Below are 19574 nucleotides of genomic sequence, written 5' to 3'. Positions count from 1 at the left end.
GGCGAAACCGGGCAACATGCAGGTTCAAGCTGCGGGACGTGGTTGGCAGACCGGATCCGACGAGGCGTCGCCGGCTGCGGAGGCTGGCGGTGAAACGGGAGCATCCCCCCTTGGGTGATCCCGCGACCCTGCAACGACCGTCAACGGGACCAGTGGCTTCGTCGCGCAGCAGCTCGGCGATCCTTGGCCAGATCGCATGGCTCATGATGGAGTCGTCCTGGCATCGCGACCGCCGTGTCGAGGATTTCGCACGGCTGGTCATGCCGGCGATCAGGCTGCGGCAATTCCGCCTGTTCGAGGACGGTGACAGACCGATCGGCTTCGTCAGCTGGGCCAAGATCTCCAGCGCCGTCGAACCCCGGTTCATCGATAATCCGTTCAGCATCCTGCCAGAAGAATGGGCCAGCGGACCGCAGGCCTATCTGGTCGACCTCGTCGTCGCGCCGGGCCGGCTGCGCCGGATCACGCGGCTGCTGCGTCACGATCCCGAGGTCCGCGTCGCTCCGGTCCGCGGCCTCAAGCTGCGCAACGGCCGCCGCATCTGCGTCGAGATCTCCGCCGAGCGCATCACTGTCTCGCCGATCGACCCGTAGCTCACCCAGCCCTTCTCGTCAGTCTGGGTATGACAAACACCCGGCGCAAATTGCTCGAACAAGGTTGCCAGACGAATGAGCCAGCAAGCCACTAGTCTCGCAAGCGAGCAGCCGAGGACCAACAGCGAGGTCCTGGGAGAGATTTTGTGGCTGTATGCGCATTCACCGATTCATCAACGCTTGCGCCTGCATGAAGTTGAGCAATTCGTTATGCCGGCAATCAAGCACAATCGGTATCGCATCTATAAGCGCAACGGCATCCCAATTGGCTATGTCGGTATCGCTCGGCTTTCAAAGGAGGTTGAGGACGCCTGGCTCGGCGGCAAGTACGTCCTGCAGCCGGACGATTGGATCAGCGGGGACCGCCTCTGGTACTTGCAATTCGTCGTCCCGTTTGGCGACACCCTGGAGGTTCGGAACAGACTGCGGGACGAGCCGGAGCTTTATCGTAAACCTGCGTGGGGTCTGCGACCCAATAAAAACGGGCAGGGCGTCCACGTCGTTCAGTTCGGAAAGTTCAAATATCGCGGTCGAAAAACAACGAGCGACGTCCGAGACGATTCCATTCCCCCGCCGATCGATCCGCAGTCGCCTTCGCCTCTTGGTTTAGGACTCGAAGAAGCATAACAATCGTCAACATGATCGGGGTACGCGTCGTCCTCGCGCGGCATGTCGGCGCAGATCCAGTTGCGGCCCTCAAGACGGCGCCTCTCAATGCGCCCCGCAACCGACCTTTCCTAGCGACCAGCACCACGGACGTTTGCGCTCGATCATGCTCGAACAGTAGTGCGCCTTTCCTCCCAGTGCGCGACCGCCATTCTCCTGAAACCGGGGGGACGGCTCTTCAAGAGCGGCGTCGACAGCCAGAGCCGCTTCAGGTGACGCCGGACCCCCGCGTCGAGATCGTCCTCATAGGCGGTCCGCCCGTGCAGGACGTGATAGTTGTTGATGAACTGGATATCGCCCGGCCGTAGATCCATGTAGACGTTGTATTCCGGCTGGCTCGCCAGCGCTGCCACCGCATCCAGCGCCTCATTCTGCAGAGGCGTGAGGCGCGGCGCATCTGGATGGCGCTGGGAGCTCCTGATGTAGGACGCCAACAAGCGACAGAAGAGCCGCCCTTTGCGCTCGCTGAAGACTGGCAGCAGATAATAAGGGCGCCCGCCGCTCGGTTGGTCACCGCGAAAGTCGATTGGAAAATCGCCGCGTAGCACTTCAACGAGATCCGGCCGTGTTTCCACCAGCTTGTTGTAGATGGCAACGCCATTGGCTACGCAGGAGGTTCCGCCGCTCTTCCCGCCGCTCAGGCAGAACAGCGCAACGAGATCGGATCCATCCGTATGGTACTCCATGGCGATCCCGCCCATCTCATAGCTGCGCCGCTCGTGATCGCCGGGCTTGGCGTCCGTGCGCGTGATGTCGACCATCACCTGACCACGCCGATTTTGCGGCCACGGATCTCCGATATGGATGCTGATGCCCCAGAAGATCAGCGTGAGGTCATCGGGGTCATAGCGCTCGACATCCAGCTTGGAGATGCGGATAAAGCCGCGACCGTCGATCAGATCGCTCGCGATGTCGGACAGCTTCGGGCCAAGGCTCGGCAGCGGAAAACCCTCGCGTCCGATGCCGACAAGATCACGCGATTTCGACTTCGCATGATTCAAGGCGTCGTGGAGTTCGCGTTGGTCGGCTGATGTCAGCGTCAGTGTCCAGGTCGCCGGATCCAGCACATCCTTGGCGCGCCAGTTTATGTGCGTCTCCAGCTTCTCGAGCGCCATTCATCCGACTCCTGCGTCAATTGTTGGCCACCGACTACCTTGAGGAATAACACCAGCAGCAGCGTGGATGTCAATCCGGAGGCACCTTTGCGTCGGCGTGCTCGGATCTCGCGAAACGGCGATTGAAGACAGACAAGTCCAGTTCGTACGACGCCGCTTCATCTCAGATGCAACTCACGTAGCGCGACGCCCGCGACTGCAACGGACGCTGGCATCGCGGGGCCACGACGATGATCGCAGCCGCCGCTCGTTTGATCACCCGGCGTGATCTTCATCTTTGCGACCCTCTCCAGATCCAGAGCAAGTAGCCGAAGGCAATGAGCGGAGCCGAAATGTAGAGGAACGGGCATGAATTTCGGTATAACAGAACAACGCCATGGGCCACCGAAGGGCAACGATGGGAACGACCTGCGCGGCCGGATTGCTGACGGCCTCCATCACCCAGGTCTGTGCTGTATTCCAATTCACCGCAATGGATGGCGTGAGCCCCAACGGCATCACAAGAATGAGCGCCCATCTGCGCCAACCGGAATGGCGCCGGCAGGCGGCAAAGATTGCAGGCGCGGTGAGGCCGATGACTGCAATCCTGCCGGCGAGAAACAGGTATTGCGTCGCCGATCAAGTTCGACCAGCGCCGCCTGCGCCCAAAGAAGCACCATCGCCAGCATAGGCCCGAGGTCGGACATCCGTAGCAAGCGGGCGCCGGAATGCCCCCCATCGCTCGATCTGGCCGCCTCGTCCGCGGTGCAGGATGTTGTGGCGAGTGTGAAACTCATGTCGGTTGCGCAACAAAATCTGGCCCTTCGTCGTGGCTGCTCGGATCTTTTGAGACTCAGGTAACGTTGAGAATGGTGACTTGGGGAATGGTGACGTGGAAAGCGGCGGCGCGGTTCGGCGACGACCTTACTGTGAGGATGTCATCGGAATGGCGATCGGTTCAAGCGGCAGTCAGCCGCGATCAGCATGAATGACGCCAGCTCAGCCCCGGCGACTGCTGCCACCATCACCACCACACCACTGCCCCTTTGCAGCGGCGGTTCGCGACCATCACTCCGATACGGACCCCGCTGGCGCCGGTGTCTTGGGGACAAGATGGCGATATCCGTCCTCCAGGACGCCGGGTGCTGGCCTGACCCGGACCGTGCGGATTTTTTGAAGGCCCTCGGAGGAGATATTTCCAGACTTCATTTCATCGGATCTCCGTCCACCCGCTGCTTCGCTGCTGTTTTCCGATTGAGGCTGGATTGGTTTGATGGTGAGGAGCTTGAAGCTGGCCGTGGGCGGTAGAGGTTGCGCGCTGTCGTCGGCGGCGGGCTGCGAGCGGATGGTGATCGTGCGGGTTTTTGACGGCACCAACGACTCCGCCGTCACAGACGTCGTCAAAGCAGCTGCAAAACAGCTCAGGATAAGGAGGCAGATCCGCGCCTTCGGGGACACTGACTGGATCGGTCGATGACGCTGCATTTTCTCGGCTCCACCTGACGTATGCTCCAGCGTAAGCCGCTCGTTGCGCTTGGCACAAGGGGCGACATCCGCGAGCTTGATGTCCGCCACCACGTGTAGTCGATCGACAGCGCTGGCCGCAGATTCTGAATACCAGAAAACTTGTAGACACCAACCCCAAATCAGTGGTTGATCCGGCCATCCCGCCTCACTGCAAGCAACTGTGCTTTGAGGTAACCCGGCGATCGGCCGGCCTCAAGGCTGGCGCGAGACGCGCCCCCGCCTTCGGCGGCTTAAGGCCTTGACCTCGTCCGCTCGCCGTCCTGTGGGCTTGGCATCCGCTGGTCCTGGACCGAGCGCGGTAGAGCGCTCGATCAGCTCACCGCGTTACGTAGCGGCTTGGGATTCCACCTCTCACCGCGAGCGATCATCGTGTTGAGGATGATGATCAGCTTGCGCATGCAGGCAATGAGCGCAACTTTCGGCTCCTTGCCCTTGGCGATGAGGCGCTCATAGTAGACGCTGAGCATCGGATTGTGCTGCGTCGCCGCGCCGAGGCAGGGAAGGAACAGGCCGTTTCTCACCCAACGTCGTCCGCCCTTGATGTGACGCTCGCCGCGGCGCTTGCCGCTGTCGTCGTCATGAGGGGCAACGACGATCAGGGCAGCGGCGATCCTGTCACTCACCTTGCAGAGCTCTGGCGCTCCTGCAATGAGGAGCGCGGAGGTCGTGCCGGCGAGCCCCGGCACACTTTCGATGATCTCGGCGCGCTCGGCAAACTCCGGTGTCGCCTTGACCTTGGCGGAGATGGCAGCCTCGAGCTTCGCAATCTGGGCCGCGAGCATCTTCAACACCTGGGAATGGGCCTTCTGCGCCAATCCCAGCACGACATGCTCGGTCTGGTTCTGTAAACGAGTTTTCAGATCCATCAGATTCTTGCGCGCTTTCACCAGCCCCGCCAGTTACTCGCGTGCAGCATCGTAGGTCTGACTCGGTGCCTCGTCGAACGTCTCGGCGAACCAGGCAATCATCTCTGCGTCGATCGTGTCGTTCTTCGCCAGTCGCCCCGCCGACAAGGCGAAGCTACGAACCCGTTTGGGATAAACGATCCGCACCTCTATCCCGGCCTCACGCATCGCCTTGGCCCATTCGCGCTCATAGCCGCCGCTGGCCTCCATGACGGCCTTTGTCACCTTGTGCTTGCGAAGCAAGGCCACCAATTGGCGGTGCCCGTGCAGACTGCTCGGGAACGTCTGCCGTAAGCCCAGCTTGCGAATGCAGCCGTCGACCTCGTCATTGGCGACATCGATGCCCGCGACACCGTTTACGATTTGTGTCATCATCCACTCCCTTCCTTGCCTTGTATGGACTCAAGGCCCTTGCAACTGTTCGGGTTGAGGAAGATCACCGGAGCTGTCCCTCGCTCTGATACAATCTCTGCCGCTTTTGGGGCGTAATGGGCTCAGCTCCAGCGACGGGCGGTTTTGCGAGAACCGCCCGTTCGCACATTCTGGCAGATCTGGCGTACACAAGGGGCGTATCGCGATCGTCACGGGACGTTGCGGCGGGGAGCGGTGGCCGCGGGGCGACGCAGCATCTCGATGGAGGTGCGGACGAACGTCGCCAGCGCGGACGGTCAAGCCGTGTGGTCCCGACACCCCGACGCTGGTGTCTTGGTCGGCGACGATGTCGATGACGGGGGCAAGCAAGCCGGTCCCCTGGGAGAGCACGGAGCAGCCGGAAGCCCATCGCGCAGGGAAGGCCGGGTTCATCCGGCTGACCTGTGGTTCCTGCCCCGTGCACTTCTTTCGCACGGGGGCCACGGGTGCCAGTCGGCACTCGGCCTTCCCTGCGCCTCTCTTTCTGAGAGGACGCGGACTACAGCATAGCTCGGGCCTGATGGGCCGCGAGGTTGCGGCGGCATGCGCGAGCTACGGCTGCTGATCGCGGCGGGCTGTTTGACAGGGTTGATGGGAAATCAGAGAGCGTGGCTCAAGCGAGACTTGGGGGGCTCAAACGCCCGGCTTCGCCAAGGGGCTACGCCGGGCACGCTTCGCCGCTTTGCGGGTCAGGGAGCCGGGCTCGGCCGCACCACGCGTAGCCGCAAAGCGGCGAAGCGTGGAGCCCAGGGGCGGAATCGAAGATTCCTCTATCGATCTGAAATTACATCACTTTCTCTACAACACTTCTGCAGTGTACCCACCAGTATACCCAACTGTTTTAGCCAGACCCTGCGTCTCGATAGGCCTTTTTTTCATGCTGTCGGTGATTGCGGGAAGACGCAACCACCGATACCGACACTCACTGGCGGTGGCGATTTGACCGTTCGGCCGCGCTTTTGCGTCGCGGACTGCCGCGGGGTCGCAATCTGGCGTAGCGCCCTCTTTGGGTATTCCTACGCGCCGTCAGCGATTGAGCTCGAAGTTGCGTACCAGGGTTACGCCAAGGAAACGGAGACATCGCGATTTGCTTGATTGAGGGATCGCTTGCCGGGGTCGGCTTTCGACCCTCCTGCCAGTCGACCGATCTCAACCGGCCGCACCTTGCAGCATTTGACGACAGTGTCGTCGAAGGCATCAAGGCGCGCTCCCCTGGTTTCAGGCCGAGGCTAGCTAGTTGCCTTGCTGTGGCCTATCCGGATCGACCTGTTCGTGGGGTAACGAGAAGTGTTCCACGCGGCGCGCCGGCTTATTGTTGAAAAGGAGTCTTACGACGTCAGGGCGCGCGTAATGGCCGGCCGGGTCCGCAGCGTTCTTGGCCACGCCGATCGCCCCGAGATCAACGGTCGCATAGAGCAGCCCCTCCTCGTTTTCCCCGAGCTTGTTCGCGAGCGGGCTTCCGTCGGGGCCGTAGATCACGGCATGACCGCCGCCGGCGTGAACGAGCTCGCGCTTGTCGGGCGTATCGCACATCTCATCCACCATCGCCTGCGAGATGACTGCACAGGGCGCAAGCACGAAGCACGATCCTTCGACCGCGTAGACCTTGCTGACCGCATTGTTCGTTTCCCAACCCAGCGCATGCGCGAAGGGCTCGTACATCGAGAAGCTCGGCCAAGCCGCTACGTGAACCTGCTCGTTCTGTGCGTACATCGCGAATTTTGTCAGAGGTTGCACGTGCTCCCAACAGCATAGCGCTCCCAGGCGACCGATATCTGCCCGCTCGTGCACCGCGATGTGACTGCCATCACCATCTCCGAACACCGTCCGCTCGACGTGGGTCGGACGCAGCTTCCGTCTCTTGGCGATGGTCTCGCCGTCCGGCCCGATCAACCACTGTGCGATGTAGAGACTCCCGCCGTCCCGCTCAGACAGGCCTAGAACGACCGTGATCCTGTTCTTTGCAGCGGCCTCGGCAAGCTGCCGCGCGAGCGGGCTGTCATAGCTCAGCGAGTTGTCGAAATAGCGTTGGACAAAGCCCCTGCCGATGGCCCAGGCCGGCGTTCCGACCCAGATGTACCAGGGATAACCCGGAAGCCAGGTTTCAGGAAACGCGATCAGCTTCGCACCGGCTCTCGAGGCTTCCTCAATGTACTTGATCGTCTTTTCGACGGTCGCCTCCAGATCCAACCAGACCGGCGCGGCCTGGACGACTGCGACTTTGTAGTTGGGATGAGTGATGCCCACGGACCTTCTCCTTTGATCGATAGTCAATTGGCCAAGTTGATGATTGCTGTTTTCGTCAGACCGGACTGGCTCGGGTCCGTGCATGCGCCGGCGAATGCGGAAGAGATCGATGCGCCATTTTTCCGGGACGAGGGACACCGCGCCGCCCGGAGCCGCGACCATGGTCAAGATCGCGAGCAGACCGACGCCGATGAAGTACCAGGAACCGTAGCCGGCAAAGCTCTCTCGCAGCAGGAAATAGACGATGGTTCCCACGATCGGGCCTTCCAGCGTACCAATCCCCCCGAGAACCGCGATGAAGATCGCGGCGGCCGTCCAGTTCAGCGAAAACGAGGCGTCTGGCGTCACCTGAAGCGTATTCATGTATGACACCGCGCCGGCAAGTCCTGACATGACAGCGCACAGAACCCAAAGCGCCATCTTCGCGCGGGTGACCGGGACGCCACTGGCCGACGCCGCCGGTTCTGAATCCCGTACGCTCATCAGCGCAAGCCCCAATGCGCCGCGCAGCACCTCTCTAGCTGCCGCGAGGGAGCCCACGCCGATCAAGAGCGCCGCCCAATACACGCCCGCATTGCGTGTCCAGCGATCGAATTCGCTCATCGCCTCCAGTGGCATGCCGCCTCCTGCGCCAAGCCAAGGCGAATTCAGCGTCAGAATCCGCATCATCTCGGCAAGGACCCAGGTGCCGACCGCGAAGTATGCGCCGCTGAGACGGAACATGGGCCACGCCGAAAGCAACGCGAAAGCGGCAGATGATACCGCCGCGACGGGGAGCAGCAGCCACGGATTGAGGTGCGACTGGTTCGACAGCGCGAACAGCGAATAGGCACCAACGCCGACGAACACATGCAAGCCGATAGCCACCAGGCCGCCGTAACCGGCGAGCAGATTCCACGCGAGAGCGACAGCAAACAAGGTGAGGACTTCGACCAGCAGCCGCTGAACGGCAAAGGTCGCAAGCCAGGGAACCGCAACCGCGAGCGCAGCGACAGTGAGAAGCCCGCCCCAGGACAGCATCCGCACCAGCGCAGTCCAGGAAGTCTTGTTCGACCTGTTGGCCGCCATCATGACGTAGTCCTTGCGAACAAACCTTGGGGACGAGCCAGCAGGGCGGCGAGGAAGACGAGATGACCAAAGAACGGCCCCAGGCCCGAGGCGACCTTGGCGCCAAGAAGCTGAGCAACACCGATCACGAGCCCGCCAAAAAGCGTTCCCCAGATATTGCCGAGGCCACCCAGAACCACCGCCTCGAACGAATAGAGAAGGCGCTCGGGTCCCGCCGTCGGCGAGAAAGGCGTTCTCAGAGCGTAGAGCACGGCAGCTACGCCGATGGTCGAAAAGATGACCCCGGTCACGATTGCGAACAGATGGCGATCGTTCACGCCGACGAGCCTTGCCGTCCCGGGATCGTCGGAAACCGCCCGCGCCTGACGTCCAAAATGCGTGTGCCCGACCATCCAGTGCATCGCGCCGAGCAACGCGACGCTCGCGAGCGTGGAGAGCAGAGGAAGAACTCCAACGGAAACGCCGAGAACGTTGAATCCCAGACCCGCCAGATCGCCGGCCCGCAAACTGCGCGTGTCGGCGGTGAACGTCTCCTGGAGAACATTCTGCAGGACGATGGACAGGCCGAACGTGAGCAGCAATGGCGCGAGGGCATCCTTTCCGACGACGCGATTGAGTAGCGCGGTTTGAAGGACCCAGCCGAGCGCGAACATGATTGGAATGACGAGGAGCAAGGCGGTGAAGGGGCCGATATTCGCCGCGCTCATCACCACGCTGGTCAGATATGCGCCGACGACGATCAGATCGCCATGCGCGATGTTGATCATGCGCATGACGCCGACGCTGAGGCTGAGCCCAAGTCCGAACAGCGCGTAAAGCGCCCCCAGCATTAGGCCGTTCAAAACTGTTTCCACCGCGATCTGCATGATCAGTCTCCGAAATACGCGGCCGATACGCGCGCGTAGTCCGCGGTGCCGGAATTTCCTTCGAGCACGACCTTCCCCTTCAACATGCAATAGTATCTCGACGACTTCGAAAGCGCGCGACGCACGTTCTGCTCCACGAGGACGATCGCCGTACCCTGGTCGATGACGGTCCCGAGCAGGCCGTAGACGGCGTCGACCGCGACCGGCGACAGGCCGAGCGAGATCTCGTCGCAAAGCAGAAAATCGGGATTGGTGACGAGCGCCCGCCCCACCGCCACCAGCTGCTGCTGCCCCCCCGACAGAGCCGTAGCAGGACGAGACCGCAATTCGTCGAGAACGGGCAGCTCACGGTAGAGGCGGCCCGGCGTCCATGGACCACGACGGCCGTTTCTCGCGGCAAGAAGCAGGTTCTCCTCGACCGTAAGGCTCGGGAACAAGCGGCGACCTTCCGGCACCAGCGCAATTCCACGCTTGAGCTGCTCGATTTCGGCTGAACCGCCGATTGGCTTGTCGTCGAGCAGCACGCTCGGAGCGGAAACGTGGACGGCACCCACAATGGCGCGAAGAAGGGTCGACTTGCCCGCTCCGTTGGCTCCTATCAGCGACACGACCTCGCCGCGCGCGACTGAAACGGCGATGCCGAAGAGGGCTTGAAACATGCCGTAGTGTGCGTGAAGACTTTTAGTGCGCAGCATGTGACCCCTGCTCTTCGAGATCGGACCCGAGATACACGTCGCGAACCTCGCGGCTGCTCATGATCACGCCGGGCGTACCGTCGCCGAGCAAGCTTCCCTCCGAGAGAACCAGCAGCCGATCGGCGCAAGACACCAGCGCGTGCACGAGGTGCTCGATCCAGATGACCGTGACCCCTGCCTTATGAATCGCAATCACGAGTTCAAGGAGCTCCCCGACTTCGGCGTCGGTCAATCCGCCAGCCACTTCGTCAAGCAGCAGCAACCGGGGTTCGGTCGCGAGCGCCCGGGCCAGTTCGAGCCGCTTGCGCTGGAGCAAAGTCAGGCGGTCGGCAAGCGTGTCGCCGAGATGCTCGATGTCGCACTGGACGAGCGCATCCCGTGCCTTCTGCTGCGCCTGCTTGCCGCGCAAAGCGGCTCCGAAAGTCGCCGCGACGAGCGCGTTCTCGAACACCGTCATGCCCTGGAACGGATGCGGGATCTGGAACGTCCTGCCGATGCCGACGCGGCAACGCGCATCCGCGCCGAAAGCGGTGACGTCTTCGCCATCGAAATAGACCGACCCGGAGTCGCAACGGAGGTTGCCGGAGATCAGGCCGAACAGGGTGGTCTTACCTGCCCCGTTCGGCCCGATCACACCGACGAACTCGCCTGCACGAACCGTGAGCGTCAATCCGGGGATCACGATCATATCACGATAGCGCTTGCTGACGTGACGGAGTTCGAGCAGCGCAGTCATCGACATCAGCCCTTCAGGAGCTCGAACTTGCGTTCGACCGGGATCTCAGGAGCCGTGCCGTTGTTCGTGATGTAGAGCTTCCGCTTGCCGTTAGACTCGACATGCCATTGCCCGCCGACGACCCGAATCTTCGACACGTTGGCAACTCCGCTGCCGCCGAAATCGAGCTGACCAATGATGGTCTCGTGCTTGAGCCGGCGGAGAGCTTCAACGACCTTGGACGGGGACTTGGGATCGCCGCTCGCCTTCAAAGCCTGTACGCCAGCCTCGAACAAGGCATGGACGACGCCAATCGGCTGCGTCCAGTCGCGGCCGCTCGCAGCCTGGTAGGACGCTCCCAATTCAGCCGCGGTCTGCCCGGTCAAGCTCGAGCGGAACGGATAACTGGGCAACCACCAGATTTCGGTCGACATGCCCTCCGCACGCGGCCCGAGAGCCGCGACCCCGCCGGGAAACAACAACGCCTTCGCAATGGTGCAGACCTTCGGGGCAAATCCCATCTGGGCGGACTGATTGAGGAAAGTCGCCCATTCCGGCGGATTGAACAGGCCAGTGACGATCTCGACGCCTTCCTTCTTGAAGGCCTGAATGTAGGTCGAGAAGTCGTCGGCACCGACCGGGAAGCGGCCGACATCGATGATCTTGTAGCCCGCCTTCGCGAAAGCGGCCGGAATTCCGAGCTTGGGATCACCGAAGGCGTTGCCGGGCACGTCGTTCGAAAATACCGCGCCCACGACCTTGTTGGTATTCGCGCCCTTCCAGATGTCGAGATAGACCGCCGCGATGTCCTCGATGCCCCAGAAGAAGTGGAATGAATTCTTGAAGCCTTTGGCCGGATCTCCCTTCATCGGAAACATCCAGGCCTGCCATGGGGTCATGGTTGAGAGACAGGGAACGCCATTGAGCTCGCATTGCTGTGACACCCCAGGGCCGATCGCAACCTGGGCAAGCATCAGGTCGACGTTGTCCTTGTTGATCAGCTCGGCCGCGAGGTTCGATTGACGGTCCGGGCTGCTCTGATCGTCACGCGCGACGATTTCCACCTCGTATTTGGCGCCGCCCACGGACAGTCCGCCGGCGAGCGACTTCCTGACCTGATCGAGAATGAAATCGTCCGCCTCGGCGAACGGGGCGAACGGGCCGGTTTTCGGACTGATGTAGCCGATGCGGATCTTCTTGTCCGCGGCTGCCCATGCCCGTCCGGTCGAGCCGAGGGTCGCTCCCGCCGTCAATACCGCGGCGGTCTTGAGGAGATCGCGCCGCGTCGGGGCGGCGATATCGGTCCCCTGGATGAGACCGGGTGTTTCCTTTGAAGCCATGAGCTCTCCGATGCGAAAATAGATCGAGTTGGAGGCGCTCATTGAACAGCCTTGGCCGCGAGCGGCTTGGTTTAACCGGAACAGAAACTTGTCTGAGAGGGCTGAACGTATCGCCGCCACACCCCAAGACCGTTCAGGTCAAAACCGAAAGATTGGCATACTTCGTGCTTGATCTCGGGCGGTGGACCAATAAACTCGGCGGCCGCTCGGCCGTCTCAGCGGCCGGCGACGGAGAGGGCACCAAGAACCCCGCCGTCAAGGAAGGGAGTTGAGAAATGCTTCCGGAAGGGACGACGGGTCCTTCGATGCAGCCGTGCTTCGCATCGACGGCGGGCATTCCGGCGCGAGAACGCTTCGACTACTGGCACGACGTGGTCGGTCGCAATCTCGTCGATCTCGACTATGGACTGGTCGGCGACAGTCAGTTCGACGCGACCTTCCATGGCACTCCGATCAACGGCCTGGACCTGTGCCGGATCAAGGCGTCTCCCCACCTCGCCCAGCGAAGCCCCGCCGGCATCTCGCGCGCGGACAGTTCGATGCTGGTCTTCAATTTCGTCCTGTCAGGCTCCTTGGTCGCCGAACAGGACGGGCGATCGGCGCACCTCAAGCCGGGCGACGGCGCCCTCTGCGACGCAAGAAGACCGTATAAGCTTCACTCACAGGAGGCGTTCGAGCTTGCGTGCATTCGCGTGCCGCGCGAGCAGTGCGCCGGCAGAATTCCTCATCTGCACCGTCTCTCCGCCTGCAACTTAGGTCAGCGGGGAGAACTCGCGCCGATGGTGTTCGGCTACATTTCGCATCTGATCGAGCGTGCGCCGAATCTCACGAGTCGTGCGGCAGGTTACAAGATCTCGCAGAACTTCAAGGACCTGCTTCTCGCAACGCTGGCCGAACTGGCTGAATCGCTTCCTCCATCCCTCACGGAGTATCGGAGCTTGGCCCTGATGAGGGTGAAGGCGATGGTGGAACGAAACGCTCACGATCCCGAGCTCACCCCGGCGGCGGTCGCGGCAGAATTGAAGTTGTCGCCTCGCTACATCAACCAGTTGCTCGAAGCCGAGGGAACATCGTTGTCGCGCTACATCTGGTCCAGGCGGCTAGATCGTTGCGCCGAACAATTAAAGGATCCGGCCTTGCGCGCCCGCAGCGTCTCCCAGATCGCCATGGACAACGGGTTCAACGATCTCAGCCACTTCAGCAAGGCGTTCCGAAGCAAGTTCGGCTCGGCGCCGCGCGACTACAGAAGTGATCAGACAATGCATTCGTAGATTTGAGCGATACTCAGCTCTTCCAGTTTCGACCCGACATCGTTTGCTGAAACCTGTCCAGCCGTCGTTCACGTGGCACGGGCCGTACCCGGGACCAGAAACCGCACCGGCTAGCTCATCAGGCCTTTTCATACCGTGAGGTGGGCGAGGATATCCTGCCGATCGACCTCTGATGCCGCCGCGCTCAAGACAACTTCACCGTGGTCCATAATCACGATGCGATCGGCCACCCGGTCGACCAGCGTCAGGTTCTGTTCAATGACCAGGAACGACACCCCGGACCTCTTTTGCGTGACAATCAGGTCGGCCATGTGAACGACGTTCTCGAACTGAACGCCTTCAGTCGGCTCGTCGATGACGATGATGTTCGCCCCTTCGGAAAGGCCCCGCACAAAGGACAACAGTTTCTTTTCGCCTCCGGAGAGTGTTCCTGCATGCTGGTTGCGGCGTTCGAAGAGGCGGGGAAAGACGCGGAAGTAGGACTCGAACTCGTCGAGCCGGCGGCTGTCGCGCATCAGCGAGAGATTTTCCGCCACGGTGAGATCATCGAAGACCACCCTCTCCTGCGGGCAAAAAGTCAAGCCCAGGCCAAGGTTTTCCGATGGCCGCTTGCCCGATATCTCCGCTCCGGCGAGTCGCACGACGCCACTCATGGGCCGCAAGAAACCGCATGCAAGCTTCGCGAGCGTGGACTTTCCGACGCCATTGCGCCCCAGCAGACACACGACCTCTCCGCACCCGATCGAGATGCTGACATCGCGGACGACTCGTCCCGCCCCGTACCCTCCAGAGATGTTTTCGATCTCGAAATAGCCGGATGTCACCGGGAGCCTCCTACATAGACCGCGCGAACCTCCGGATTTCGCTGCACCTCTTCGACACTGCCGTCCGCGAGAAACCGACCTTGATGTAGCACGACCACGCGGTCGGCGAGGCGGCGCACGAGCTCCATGTCGTGCTCGATGATGATGACGCGCAGATTGAGCTCGTCTCGCGCCCATCGGATCGCCTCGATGACGGCTGCCGTCTCCTCGTGCGAGAGCCCCGCGCACGGTTCGTCCAGCAGCAACATGCGCGGCTCCGTGATCAGCGCCATGGTCAGCTCGAGAATCTGTCGCTCACCATGTGAGAGAGCGGAAGCCACTCTTGTCCCGGCGTTCAGAAATTGGAAGCGCTTGCGCATCTCGTCAAGCATGGGCGATGTCCAGCCAAACAGGCTCGGCCGGAGCAGATCGAACCCTCGCCAACGTCCGGCCCACAGCGCCGTGGCCAGGTTCTCGTCAATCGTCAACTTCGGAAACACGGAGGGTGTCTGGAACTTGCGCGCGACTCCCTTGCCCGCAACGATCGCCGGTTCAGGACGCAGGATGTCCGCGCCATCGATGAAGATCCGTCCGCCGCGCCTCGGGAGCATGCCGGTCATGACGTTGAGGGTCGAGGTCTTGCCGGCTCCGTTCGGCCCGATGACACAGAGCACGGCCTCGTCTCCGGTTCGCATCGTCAGACCGTCGAGAATTGTCACGTCGCCGACGCGCACCCGAACATCCTCGAATGCCACCGAGAGAGACGATGAGATCCGCGGCTTGGCGGGAGCGGGTGATCGGGTGTGCGGTCCGAACCTGGCGAGCGACAATTTCCACAGCGGGGCAAGGAGAGTCATCAACCCACCGGGCAGGCGGAGCACGACGATGATGAAGAACAGGGCGATGCCAATTTCCCACCATGGGAAGCGATCGCGCAGTTCCGCCGACATGACCCCGACGACGATGGCGCCGATCACGGGGCCCAGCACCGTGCCACGTCCGCCGACCGCAGCAAAGATGACCAGATCACCGGAGAAAGCGAAACCTGCAAGATCGGGCGTTACAAGGTTCTGCTGCGGGGCATAGAGCGCCCCCGCGAGCCCGGCAAGCGCGCACGCGACGGCGAAGGCCGCAGCCTTGATCGCGGCAACGTCGTAACCGAGAAAAGCGAGTCGGCGTTCGTTGTCGGCGACTGCGCGCCACAGCACGCCAATGGGAGCGCGGACAAGGTAGTCCACGGCCGCGATGCTCAGTCCCAGCACGACGGCAATGAGATAATAGAGGTCGAGAAAACCATCCAACCCTGGCAGGCCGGGAATGTTACGCATTCCGTTGAACCCGCCGGTGATGCTGCTCCAGCTGTTCGCCACCTGAAACGCAGCGAGCGTCAGCGCCAGCGTCATCAATGAAAATGACGGGCCCTGCTCAAAGCGGCCGCGAAAGACCAGGGCGGCGAACGCGAAGCCGAGAACGGCGACGAGCATCGCGGCAACAGGCAGCGCAACGTAGGCGATCGGCGACGAGCCGAACGCGAGGAGCCCATGCGCCGTGACATAGGCCGCGATCGCAACGAACATCCCCTGCCCCAGCGGTAGGATTCCGGCCTGCCCCCAGGTCAGACCGACGCCAAGCGCAGCCAGGCCGTAGAGGAAATAGAGCCCGAGCTGATAGGCCCAGAACTCCCCCAGGAACGGCGGGATGAGGATGAGGAACGCGAGGATTGCGGCATTACGGACGAGGAAAGAGGCCACGAGGTCGCTGCCATAGGAAGAGGATGGAAACAAGGAGCATGGCGAGATAGGCCGATGTCGGACTGACGGCGGCCGACAGAACGCTCTGCAAGCCGCCGATGATGGCGGCACCAGCGAACAGTCCGGCGACCGTTCCCATTCCGCCCACCACCAGCGCGAAGAACGAGTTCACGATGAAGGTCAGTCCCATGAAGGGTTCGACCGGCGTGAGTGGCGCGACCATCACGCCGGCGACACCTGCCAACGCTGTTCCGGTGATGAAGGTGTTTCGCGCCAATTCACGCGTCTTGATGCCGACCGCCTCGGCGAGCACGGGATTGCCAACCATGGCGCGAATCCGTGCTCCGGTCCGAGCACGGCGATACCAGACGAACAGGCCGGCAAGCACCAAAGCGGCGATCGCCATCAGCACCAGACGGTATGCCGGATAAAACTCGCCAAAAAGACTGAGCGAGCCGCTGATCGGAATCTCGACGCTGCGATAGCCGCGGCCAAACGCAAGCTCGACACATTTGCGTAGTAGCAGCCCCAGCCCCCAGGTCGCGAGCAGCGTCTCGAAGGGTTCGTAGCGCAACGGTCGTATCAGGAAGCGCTCCACTGCGAGACCCAGGGCCCCGCAGACCAGCGCAGCAGCGGGCACCGCGAGCAGATAGGGAAGCCCTGCTCGTTGCACCACATAAGCGGCATACGCGCCTATCATGATGAACTCGCCGTGCGCGATATTCAGGACGTTCAACAAGCCCATCACAACGGCCAGGCCGAGGACCAGGATCGCCAGGATCAGAGCTTCGTAGACGACGTTGAGTCCCTGCGTGAAGAGCAGCGCTTCCATGCCCGCCGATCTCCTAGGAGCAGGACTGCTGGGTCGGCACGGCCGCAAACGTATCGATCACCACGAACTTCGTTCCCTCGCAACGTGCCAGGAAGATGTTCTTCGTCGTGTGGCGGTGCGTCATCGTCATCGGTCCGCTCGGGGTCTCGAACCGTACGCCCTCCGCAGCCGCCGCAAACGCGTTTGCGGCTAGCGACTTCGACCTGGCAGTCACGGCGGCGGCGAAAACGAAGGCGTCGTAGAGGCCTTTCGAGATCGTGCACTGCTGTGGCGCCTTGTCGCCGTACTTCTTGTTCAGCTCGCCGATGAAAGCCTTGTTTTCCGGAAGATCAATGTCGGCGAAATAGCCAAGGCTCGAATACAGGTTCTTGCTCGCATCCTTGCCGATTCCGGCCAGCGTGTTCTCCTCGAGCAGACACGACAAGCGAACGATGTCGTCGGACAAATTGAAGTCGGCGAAGGTTCGGTTGAAGTTGACGTTGTCGCCGCCCACCAAGGTCTGCAGTACGATCGCGGGCTTGGCGGCCTTGATCTTGGCCACGGTATTCTCAAACTTGTTCGGCGCGCCGAGCGGGTAGTAGTCTTCCGCCACAACGGTGCCGCCGAGATCCGCAATGTATTTCTTCGCCTTGTCGTTGGTCGTGCGTGCCCAGACATAGTCGTTGCCGACGAGGTAGAACGTCTTGCCCTTAGCAAACTCGACCATCTTCGGAAGCGACTTCTGCAGCTCCTGTTCAGGAACTTCGCCGAGAAAATAGACGCTCGGTGAGCAGTCGTCGCCCTCGAACACCGGCGTGTAAACGTAGGGGATCTTGCCCTTGACGACGTTTTCTACGCCCTGCCGGACAGCGCTGTCGTGCGAACCGAAGATCATCTCGACTTTGTCGCTCAGCATCAGCTTGACGGCGCTCTTGGCCACTTCAGCCGGCGAGGCTCCAGCGTCGGCGAAAACGATCTCGACCTGGCGACCCAGGATCCCGCCCTTGGCGTTGATGGTGGCGGCGCCGAGCTCTGCCGCGGCGCGTTGCGCAGGACCGAACAAGGCCGCGGGCCCCGAATCGGCGACAAGAACGCCGATCTTGAGAGTGTCCGCGGCGAGAGCCGGACGGATGATTCCAGGAGCGCCGATCGCGAGGGCGGCTGCGCTGGCAGCGCGGACCAGATCGCGACGGCTCAGCTTGACTAATGTAGGCATGTCTCCTCCGATGATGTCGCAGCAGTTTTCCAGAATTTACTTAAGGCGCGGGCGGCACGAGAAGCACCTGTTCCAGCGCGACGGCGAGTGAGAGCAGGTCACGATCGCTTCCAGCGGGAGCATCGAGTTCGAGACCGACCGGCAAGCCGGCCGATGTCAGGCCGACGGGCAGACTGATGCCGGGCAGTCCGGCATTGCTTCCCGGATCGGTGTTGCGCACGACCGTCGTAAAGGTCGGAACTGAACGTCCATTGAGCAAAACGTTCTCATCCTCACCGATGAGGGGCGGCGGCAGTGGCGTGGTCGGAAAGACCAGGGCATCGACATGATTGTCTCTAAAGCAGCCTCGATACAGATCGATCAGCTTCGGACGATGAACCTCCATCGCCTCCGAGTAGGCCTGTTCGGGCACCGCCGTCGCGGGATCCAGCAAAGAACCCAGAATGGATTTGACGTCGGGACTGGCGACGTCCGCAACGATGTCGGCAAACCGTTTGGCGAGGCCTTCGCCCAGCAGATAGCGGTCCAGGTCGCGCTTCACTTCATAGAGCGCCACCGTGAACGACACGGCCTGGTTGATGGAGGCAATGTCGGGCAGATCGACCTCGACCAACGTGACCCCTGCGGCCCTGAGTGAATCGAGCGCGGCGTTGCAGATGCCAGCAGTCTCCTGTTCGAGGTCATCCCAGAAGAATGATCTGGGGACGCCGAGACGAAGCCCCGAAGGTCGCTTGACTGGGATGGGATCAGCTTCGCCGGTGACGGCGGCATCGAGGGCTGCAAGGTCGACGGCGTGGCGCGCCAGGGGCCCGGCAGTATCCCGTGTCGACGAGATCGGAACGATGCCTGCCTGCGACCACCGTTGCACCGTTGGCCGAAAACCCATCACGCCGCAGTATGCAGCGGGAACGCGGACTGATCCGCCAGTGTCGGAGCCGATGCTTGCGGGGACCAGGCGCGCGCCGACCGCCGCACCAGAACCGCCACTCGAGCCTCCCGGGATATGACGTTCACCGAACGGATTCCTGATGGCGCCAAAGGCAGCATTATTCGAGCTGATCCCAAACGCCAGCTCATGCATGCCGACCTTTCCGAAGGGGATCGCGCCAGCATTCTTCAGCGCCTGCACAATCGGCGCGTCCGTCGTCGGCTGGTGCGCGCGCAATCCGGGCGTGCCTGCCGTGGTAGGCATGTCAGCGGTATTGATGTTGTCCTTGAACGCGACCGGCACGCCGTGAAGTGCTCCGAGCTTCTGACCGGACTGTCTTGCTTGATCAGCACGGCGAGCTGCTGCCATGACCTTGTCGGCATCGAGCGCAACAAACGCGTTCAGCGAACTGAACATCCTCGCTCGCTCGAGCAAAGCCGATGCGAGCGCTTCCGCGGTGATGTCTCCCGAGCGGATCGCGGCAGCGGCCTGCACCACGCCGATTTCATGCAGATTTTCCATAGCTCGTCCCAGGAGGTGCTTCCAGGCGACGATTGATAGGAGACCTCTGACAGAGACGGTATCAACACAAATGTGGAGGGCAGAGACCGCGTTGCAGCAAAGCTGCGGTCCGCAGCAGGCCGGTGCCACTTAGGCCATACGGCGG

The 19574-nt window shown here is 62.0% G+C and carries 18 protein-coding genes and 1 pseudogene; 4 read left to right on the top strand and 15 right to left on the bottom strand.

Features of this window, described 5'->3' with window-relative positions:
• Positions 1–38 precede the first annotated feature (38 nt).
• Both ACQR1I_RS32130 and ACQR1I_RS32125 read left to right on the top strand, forming a co-directional pair.
• On the top strand, positions 39–593 hold the full coding sequence (locus ACQR1I_RS32130) for a toxin-activating lysine-acyltransferase (protein ID WP_434870274.1): 555 nt from the start codon (positions 39–41) through the stop codon (positions 591–593).
• A 75-nt stretch (positions 594–668) separates the two neighbouring features.
• Positions 669–1220: a toxin-activating lysine-acyltransferase gene (locus ACQR1I_RS32125; protein WP_434870273.1), complete on the top strand. Its 552-nt coding sequence runs from the start codon at positions 669–671 to the stop codon at positions 1218–1220.
• Between the two features lie 143 nt (positions 1221–1363).
• Here ACQR1I_RS32125 and ACQR1I_RS32120 read toward each other — a convergent pair whose 3' ends face one another.
• From ACQR1I_RS32120 to ACQR1I_RS32075, 10 genes and pseudogenes are all read right to left on the bottom strand, one after another.
• Positions 1364–2374, bottom strand: a complete 1011-nt coding sequence (locus ACQR1I_RS32120) for a TauD/TfdA family dioxygenase (RefSeq protein ID WP_434870272.1) — start codon at positions 2372–2374, stop codon at positions 1364–1366.
• 1047 nt (positions 2375–3421) lie between these two features.
• On the bottom strand, positions 3422–3928 hold the full coding sequence (locus ACQR1I_RS32115) for a hypothetical protein (RefSeq protein ID WP_434870271.1): 507 nt from the start codon (positions 3926–3928) through the stop codon (positions 3422–3424).
• Between the two features lie 263 nt (positions 3929–4191).
• Positions 4192–4746: a transposase gene (locus ACQR1I_RS32110; RefSeq protein WP_434870270.1), complete on the bottom strand. Its 555-nt coding sequence runs from the start codon at positions 4744–4746 to the stop codon at positions 4192–4194.
• 33 nt (positions 4747–4779) lie between these two features.
• Positions 4780–5160 carry an IS110 family transposase gene (locus ACQR1I_RS32105; protein WP_434870269.1) on the bottom strand — a complete coding sequence of 127 codons (381 nt, stop codon included), beginning with the start codon at positions 5158–5160 and terminating at the stop codon, positions 4780–4782.
• A gap of 1269 nt (positions 5161–6429) precedes the next feature.
• Positions 6430–7443: a carbon-nitrogen hydrolase family protein gene (locus ACQR1I_RS32100; RefSeq protein WP_434870291.1), complete on the bottom strand. Its 1014-nt coding sequence runs from the start codon at positions 7441–7443 to the stop codon at positions 6430–6432.
• 210 nt (positions 7444–7653) lie between these two features.
• A pseudogene (locus tag ACQR1I_RS32095) lies at positions 7654–8463 on the bottom strand (branched-chain amino acid ABC transporter permease); the annotation flags it as partial.
• Positions 8464–8510: 47 nt separating this feature from the next.
• Positions 8511–9377, bottom strand: coding sequence for a branched-chain amino acid ABC transporter permease (locus ACQR1I_RS32090; RefSeq protein ID WP_434870268.1), 867 nt, complete (start codon positions 9375–9377; stop codon positions 8511–8513).
• Between the two features lie 2 nt (positions 9378–9379).
• Positions 9380–10072, bottom strand: coding sequence for a branched-chain amino acid ABC transporter ATP-binding protein (locus ACQR1I_RS32085; RefSeq protein ID WP_434870267.1), 693 nt, complete (start codon positions 10070–10072; stop codon positions 9380–9382).
• The gene (locus tag ACQR1I_RS32080) at positions 10059–10808 is read right to left on the bottom strand and encodes an ABC transporter ATP-binding protein (protein ID WP_434870290.1); all 750 of its coding nucleotides are present in this window, start codon (positions 10806–10808) and stop codon (positions 10059–10061) included. The genes ACQR1I_RS32085 and ACQR1I_RS32080 overlap by 14 nt, the downstream gene beginning before the upstream one ends.
• Before the next feature lie 5 nt (positions 10809–10813).
• Entirely contained in the window at positions 10814–12127 is a 1314-nt protein-coding gene (locus tag ACQR1I_RS32075; protein WP_434870266.1) for an ABC transporter substrate-binding protein, read from the bottom strand.
• A gap of 41 nt (positions 12128–12168) precedes the next feature.
• Between ACQR1I_RS32075 and ACQR1I_RS32070 the strand changes: the two genes are divergently transcribed.
• Both ACQR1I_RS32070 and ACQR1I_RS32065 read left to right on the top strand, forming a co-directional pair.
• A complete protein-coding gene (locus tag ACQR1I_RS32070; protein ID WP_434870265.1) occupies positions 12169–12399 on the top strand; it encodes a hypothetical protein in 231 nt (76 codons plus the stop codon).
• A 3-nt stretch (positions 12400–12402) separates the two neighbouring features.
• Positions 12403–13398 (top strand): helix-turn-helix domain-containing protein, encoded by a 996-nt coding sequence (locus ACQR1I_RS32065; protein ID WP_434870264.1) that lies wholly within the window; start codon positions 12403–12405, stop codon positions 13396–13398.
• Positions 13399–13526: 128 nt separating this feature from the next.
• On the opposite strand, the gene ACQR1I_RS32060 is transcribed toward ACQR1I_RS32065, so the two are convergent.
• The 5 genes from ACQR1I_RS32060 to iaaH are packed head-to-tail and all read right to left on the bottom strand — an operon-like array spanning position 13527 to position 19429.
• On the bottom strand, positions 13527–14222 hold the full coding sequence (locus ACQR1I_RS32060; RefSeq protein WP_434870263.1) for an ABC transporter ATP-binding protein: 696 nt from the start codon (positions 14220–14222) through the stop codon (positions 13527–13529).
• Positions 14219–15952: a branched-chain amino acid ABC transporter ATP-binding protein/permease gene (locus ACQR1I_RS32055; RefSeq protein ID WP_434870262.1), complete on the bottom strand. Its 1734-nt coding sequence runs from the start codon at positions 15950–15952 to the stop codon at positions 14219–14221. Before ACQR1I_RS32055 ends, ACQR1I_RS32060 begins: the two co-directional genes overlap by 4 nt.
• Positions 15930–16784, bottom strand: coding sequence for a branched-chain amino acid ABC transporter permease (locus ACQR1I_RS32050; RefSeq protein ID WP_434870261.1), 855 nt, complete (start codon positions 16782–16784; stop codon positions 15930–15932). The genes ACQR1I_RS32055 and ACQR1I_RS32050 overlap by 23 nt, the downstream gene beginning before the upstream one ends.
• A gap of 13 nt (positions 16785–16797) precedes the next feature.
• The gene (locus tag ACQR1I_RS32045; protein WP_434870260.1) at positions 16798–17979 is read right to left on the bottom strand and encodes a substrate-binding domain-containing protein; all 1182 of its coding nucleotides are present in this window, start codon (positions 17977–17979) and stop codon (positions 16798–16800) included.
• 40 nt (positions 17980–18019) lie between these two features.
• Positions 18020–19429: an indoleacetamide hydrolase gene (gene iaaH, locus ACQR1I_RS32040; protein ID WP_434870259.1), complete on the bottom strand. Its 1410-nt coding sequence runs from the start codon at positions 19427–19429 to the stop codon at positions 18020–18022.
• Between the last annotated feature and the right edge of the window lie 145 nt (positions 19430–19574).

Origin of the sequence: Bradyrhizobium sp. HKCCYLS2038 (assembly GCF_051167655.1) — a bacterium.
In the GTDB taxonomy this organism is placed as follows: Bacteria; Pseudomonadota; Alphaproteobacteria; order Rhizobiales; family Xanthobacteraceae; genus Bradyrhizobium.
This window is presented reverse-complemented; position numbering and strand designations above follow the sequence as displayed.

What these genes read in the sequence shown, in the direction of transcription:
- ACQR1I_RS32125 (WP_434870273.1), top strand. Translation starts at nt 669, where the DNA reads ATGAGCCAGCAAGCCACTAGTCTCGCAAGCGAGCAGCCGAGGACCAAC.
- ACQR1I_RS32120 (WP_434870272.1), bottom strand. Translation starts at nt 2,374, where the DNA reads ATGGCGCTCGAGAAGCTGGAGACGCACATAAACTGGCGCGCCAAGGAT.
- ACQR1I_RS32110 (WP_434870270.1), bottom strand. Translation starts at nt 4,746, where the DNA reads ATGGATCTGAAAACTCGTTTACAGAACCAGACCGAGCATGTCGTGCTG.
- ACQR1I_RS32105 (WP_434870269.1), bottom strand. Translation starts at nt 5,160, where the DNA reads ATGATGACACAAATCGTAAACGGTGTCGCGGGCATCGATGTCGCCAAT.
- ACQR1I_RS32090 (WP_434870268.1), bottom strand. Translation starts at nt 9,377, where the DNA reads ATGCAGATCGCGGTGGAAACAGTTTTGAACGGCCTAATGCTGGGGGCG.
- ACQR1I_RS32085 (WP_434870267.1), bottom strand. Translation starts at nt 10,072, where the DNA reads ATGCTGCGCACTAAAAGTCTTCACGCACACTACGGCATGTTTCAAGCC.
- ACQR1I_RS32080 (WP_434870290.1), bottom strand. Translation starts at nt 10,808, where the DNA reads ATGACTGCGCTGCTCGAACTCCGTCACGTCAGCAAGCGCTATCGTGAT.
- ACQR1I_RS32075 (WP_434870266.1), bottom strand. Translation starts at nt 12,127, where the DNA reads ATGGCTTCAAAGGAAACACCCGGTCTCATCCAGGGGACCGATATCGCC.
- ACQR1I_RS32065 (WP_434870264.1), top strand. Translation starts at nt 12,403, where the DNA reads ATGCTTCCGGAAGGGACGACGGGTCCTTCGATGCAGCCGTGCTTCGCA.
- ACQR1I_RS32050 (WP_434870261.1), bottom strand. Translation starts at nt 16,784, where the DNA reads ATGGAAGCGCTGCTCTTCACGCAGGGACTCAACGTCGTCTACGAAGCT.
- ACQR1I_RS32045 (WP_434870260.1), bottom strand. Translation starts at nt 17,979, where the DNA reads ATGCCTACATTAGTCAAGCTGAGCCGTCGCGATCTGGTCCGCGCTGCC.
- iaaH (WP_434870259.1), bottom strand. Translation starts at nt 19,429, where the DNA reads ATGGAAAATCTGCATGAAATCGGCGTGGTGCAGGCCGCTGCCGCGATC.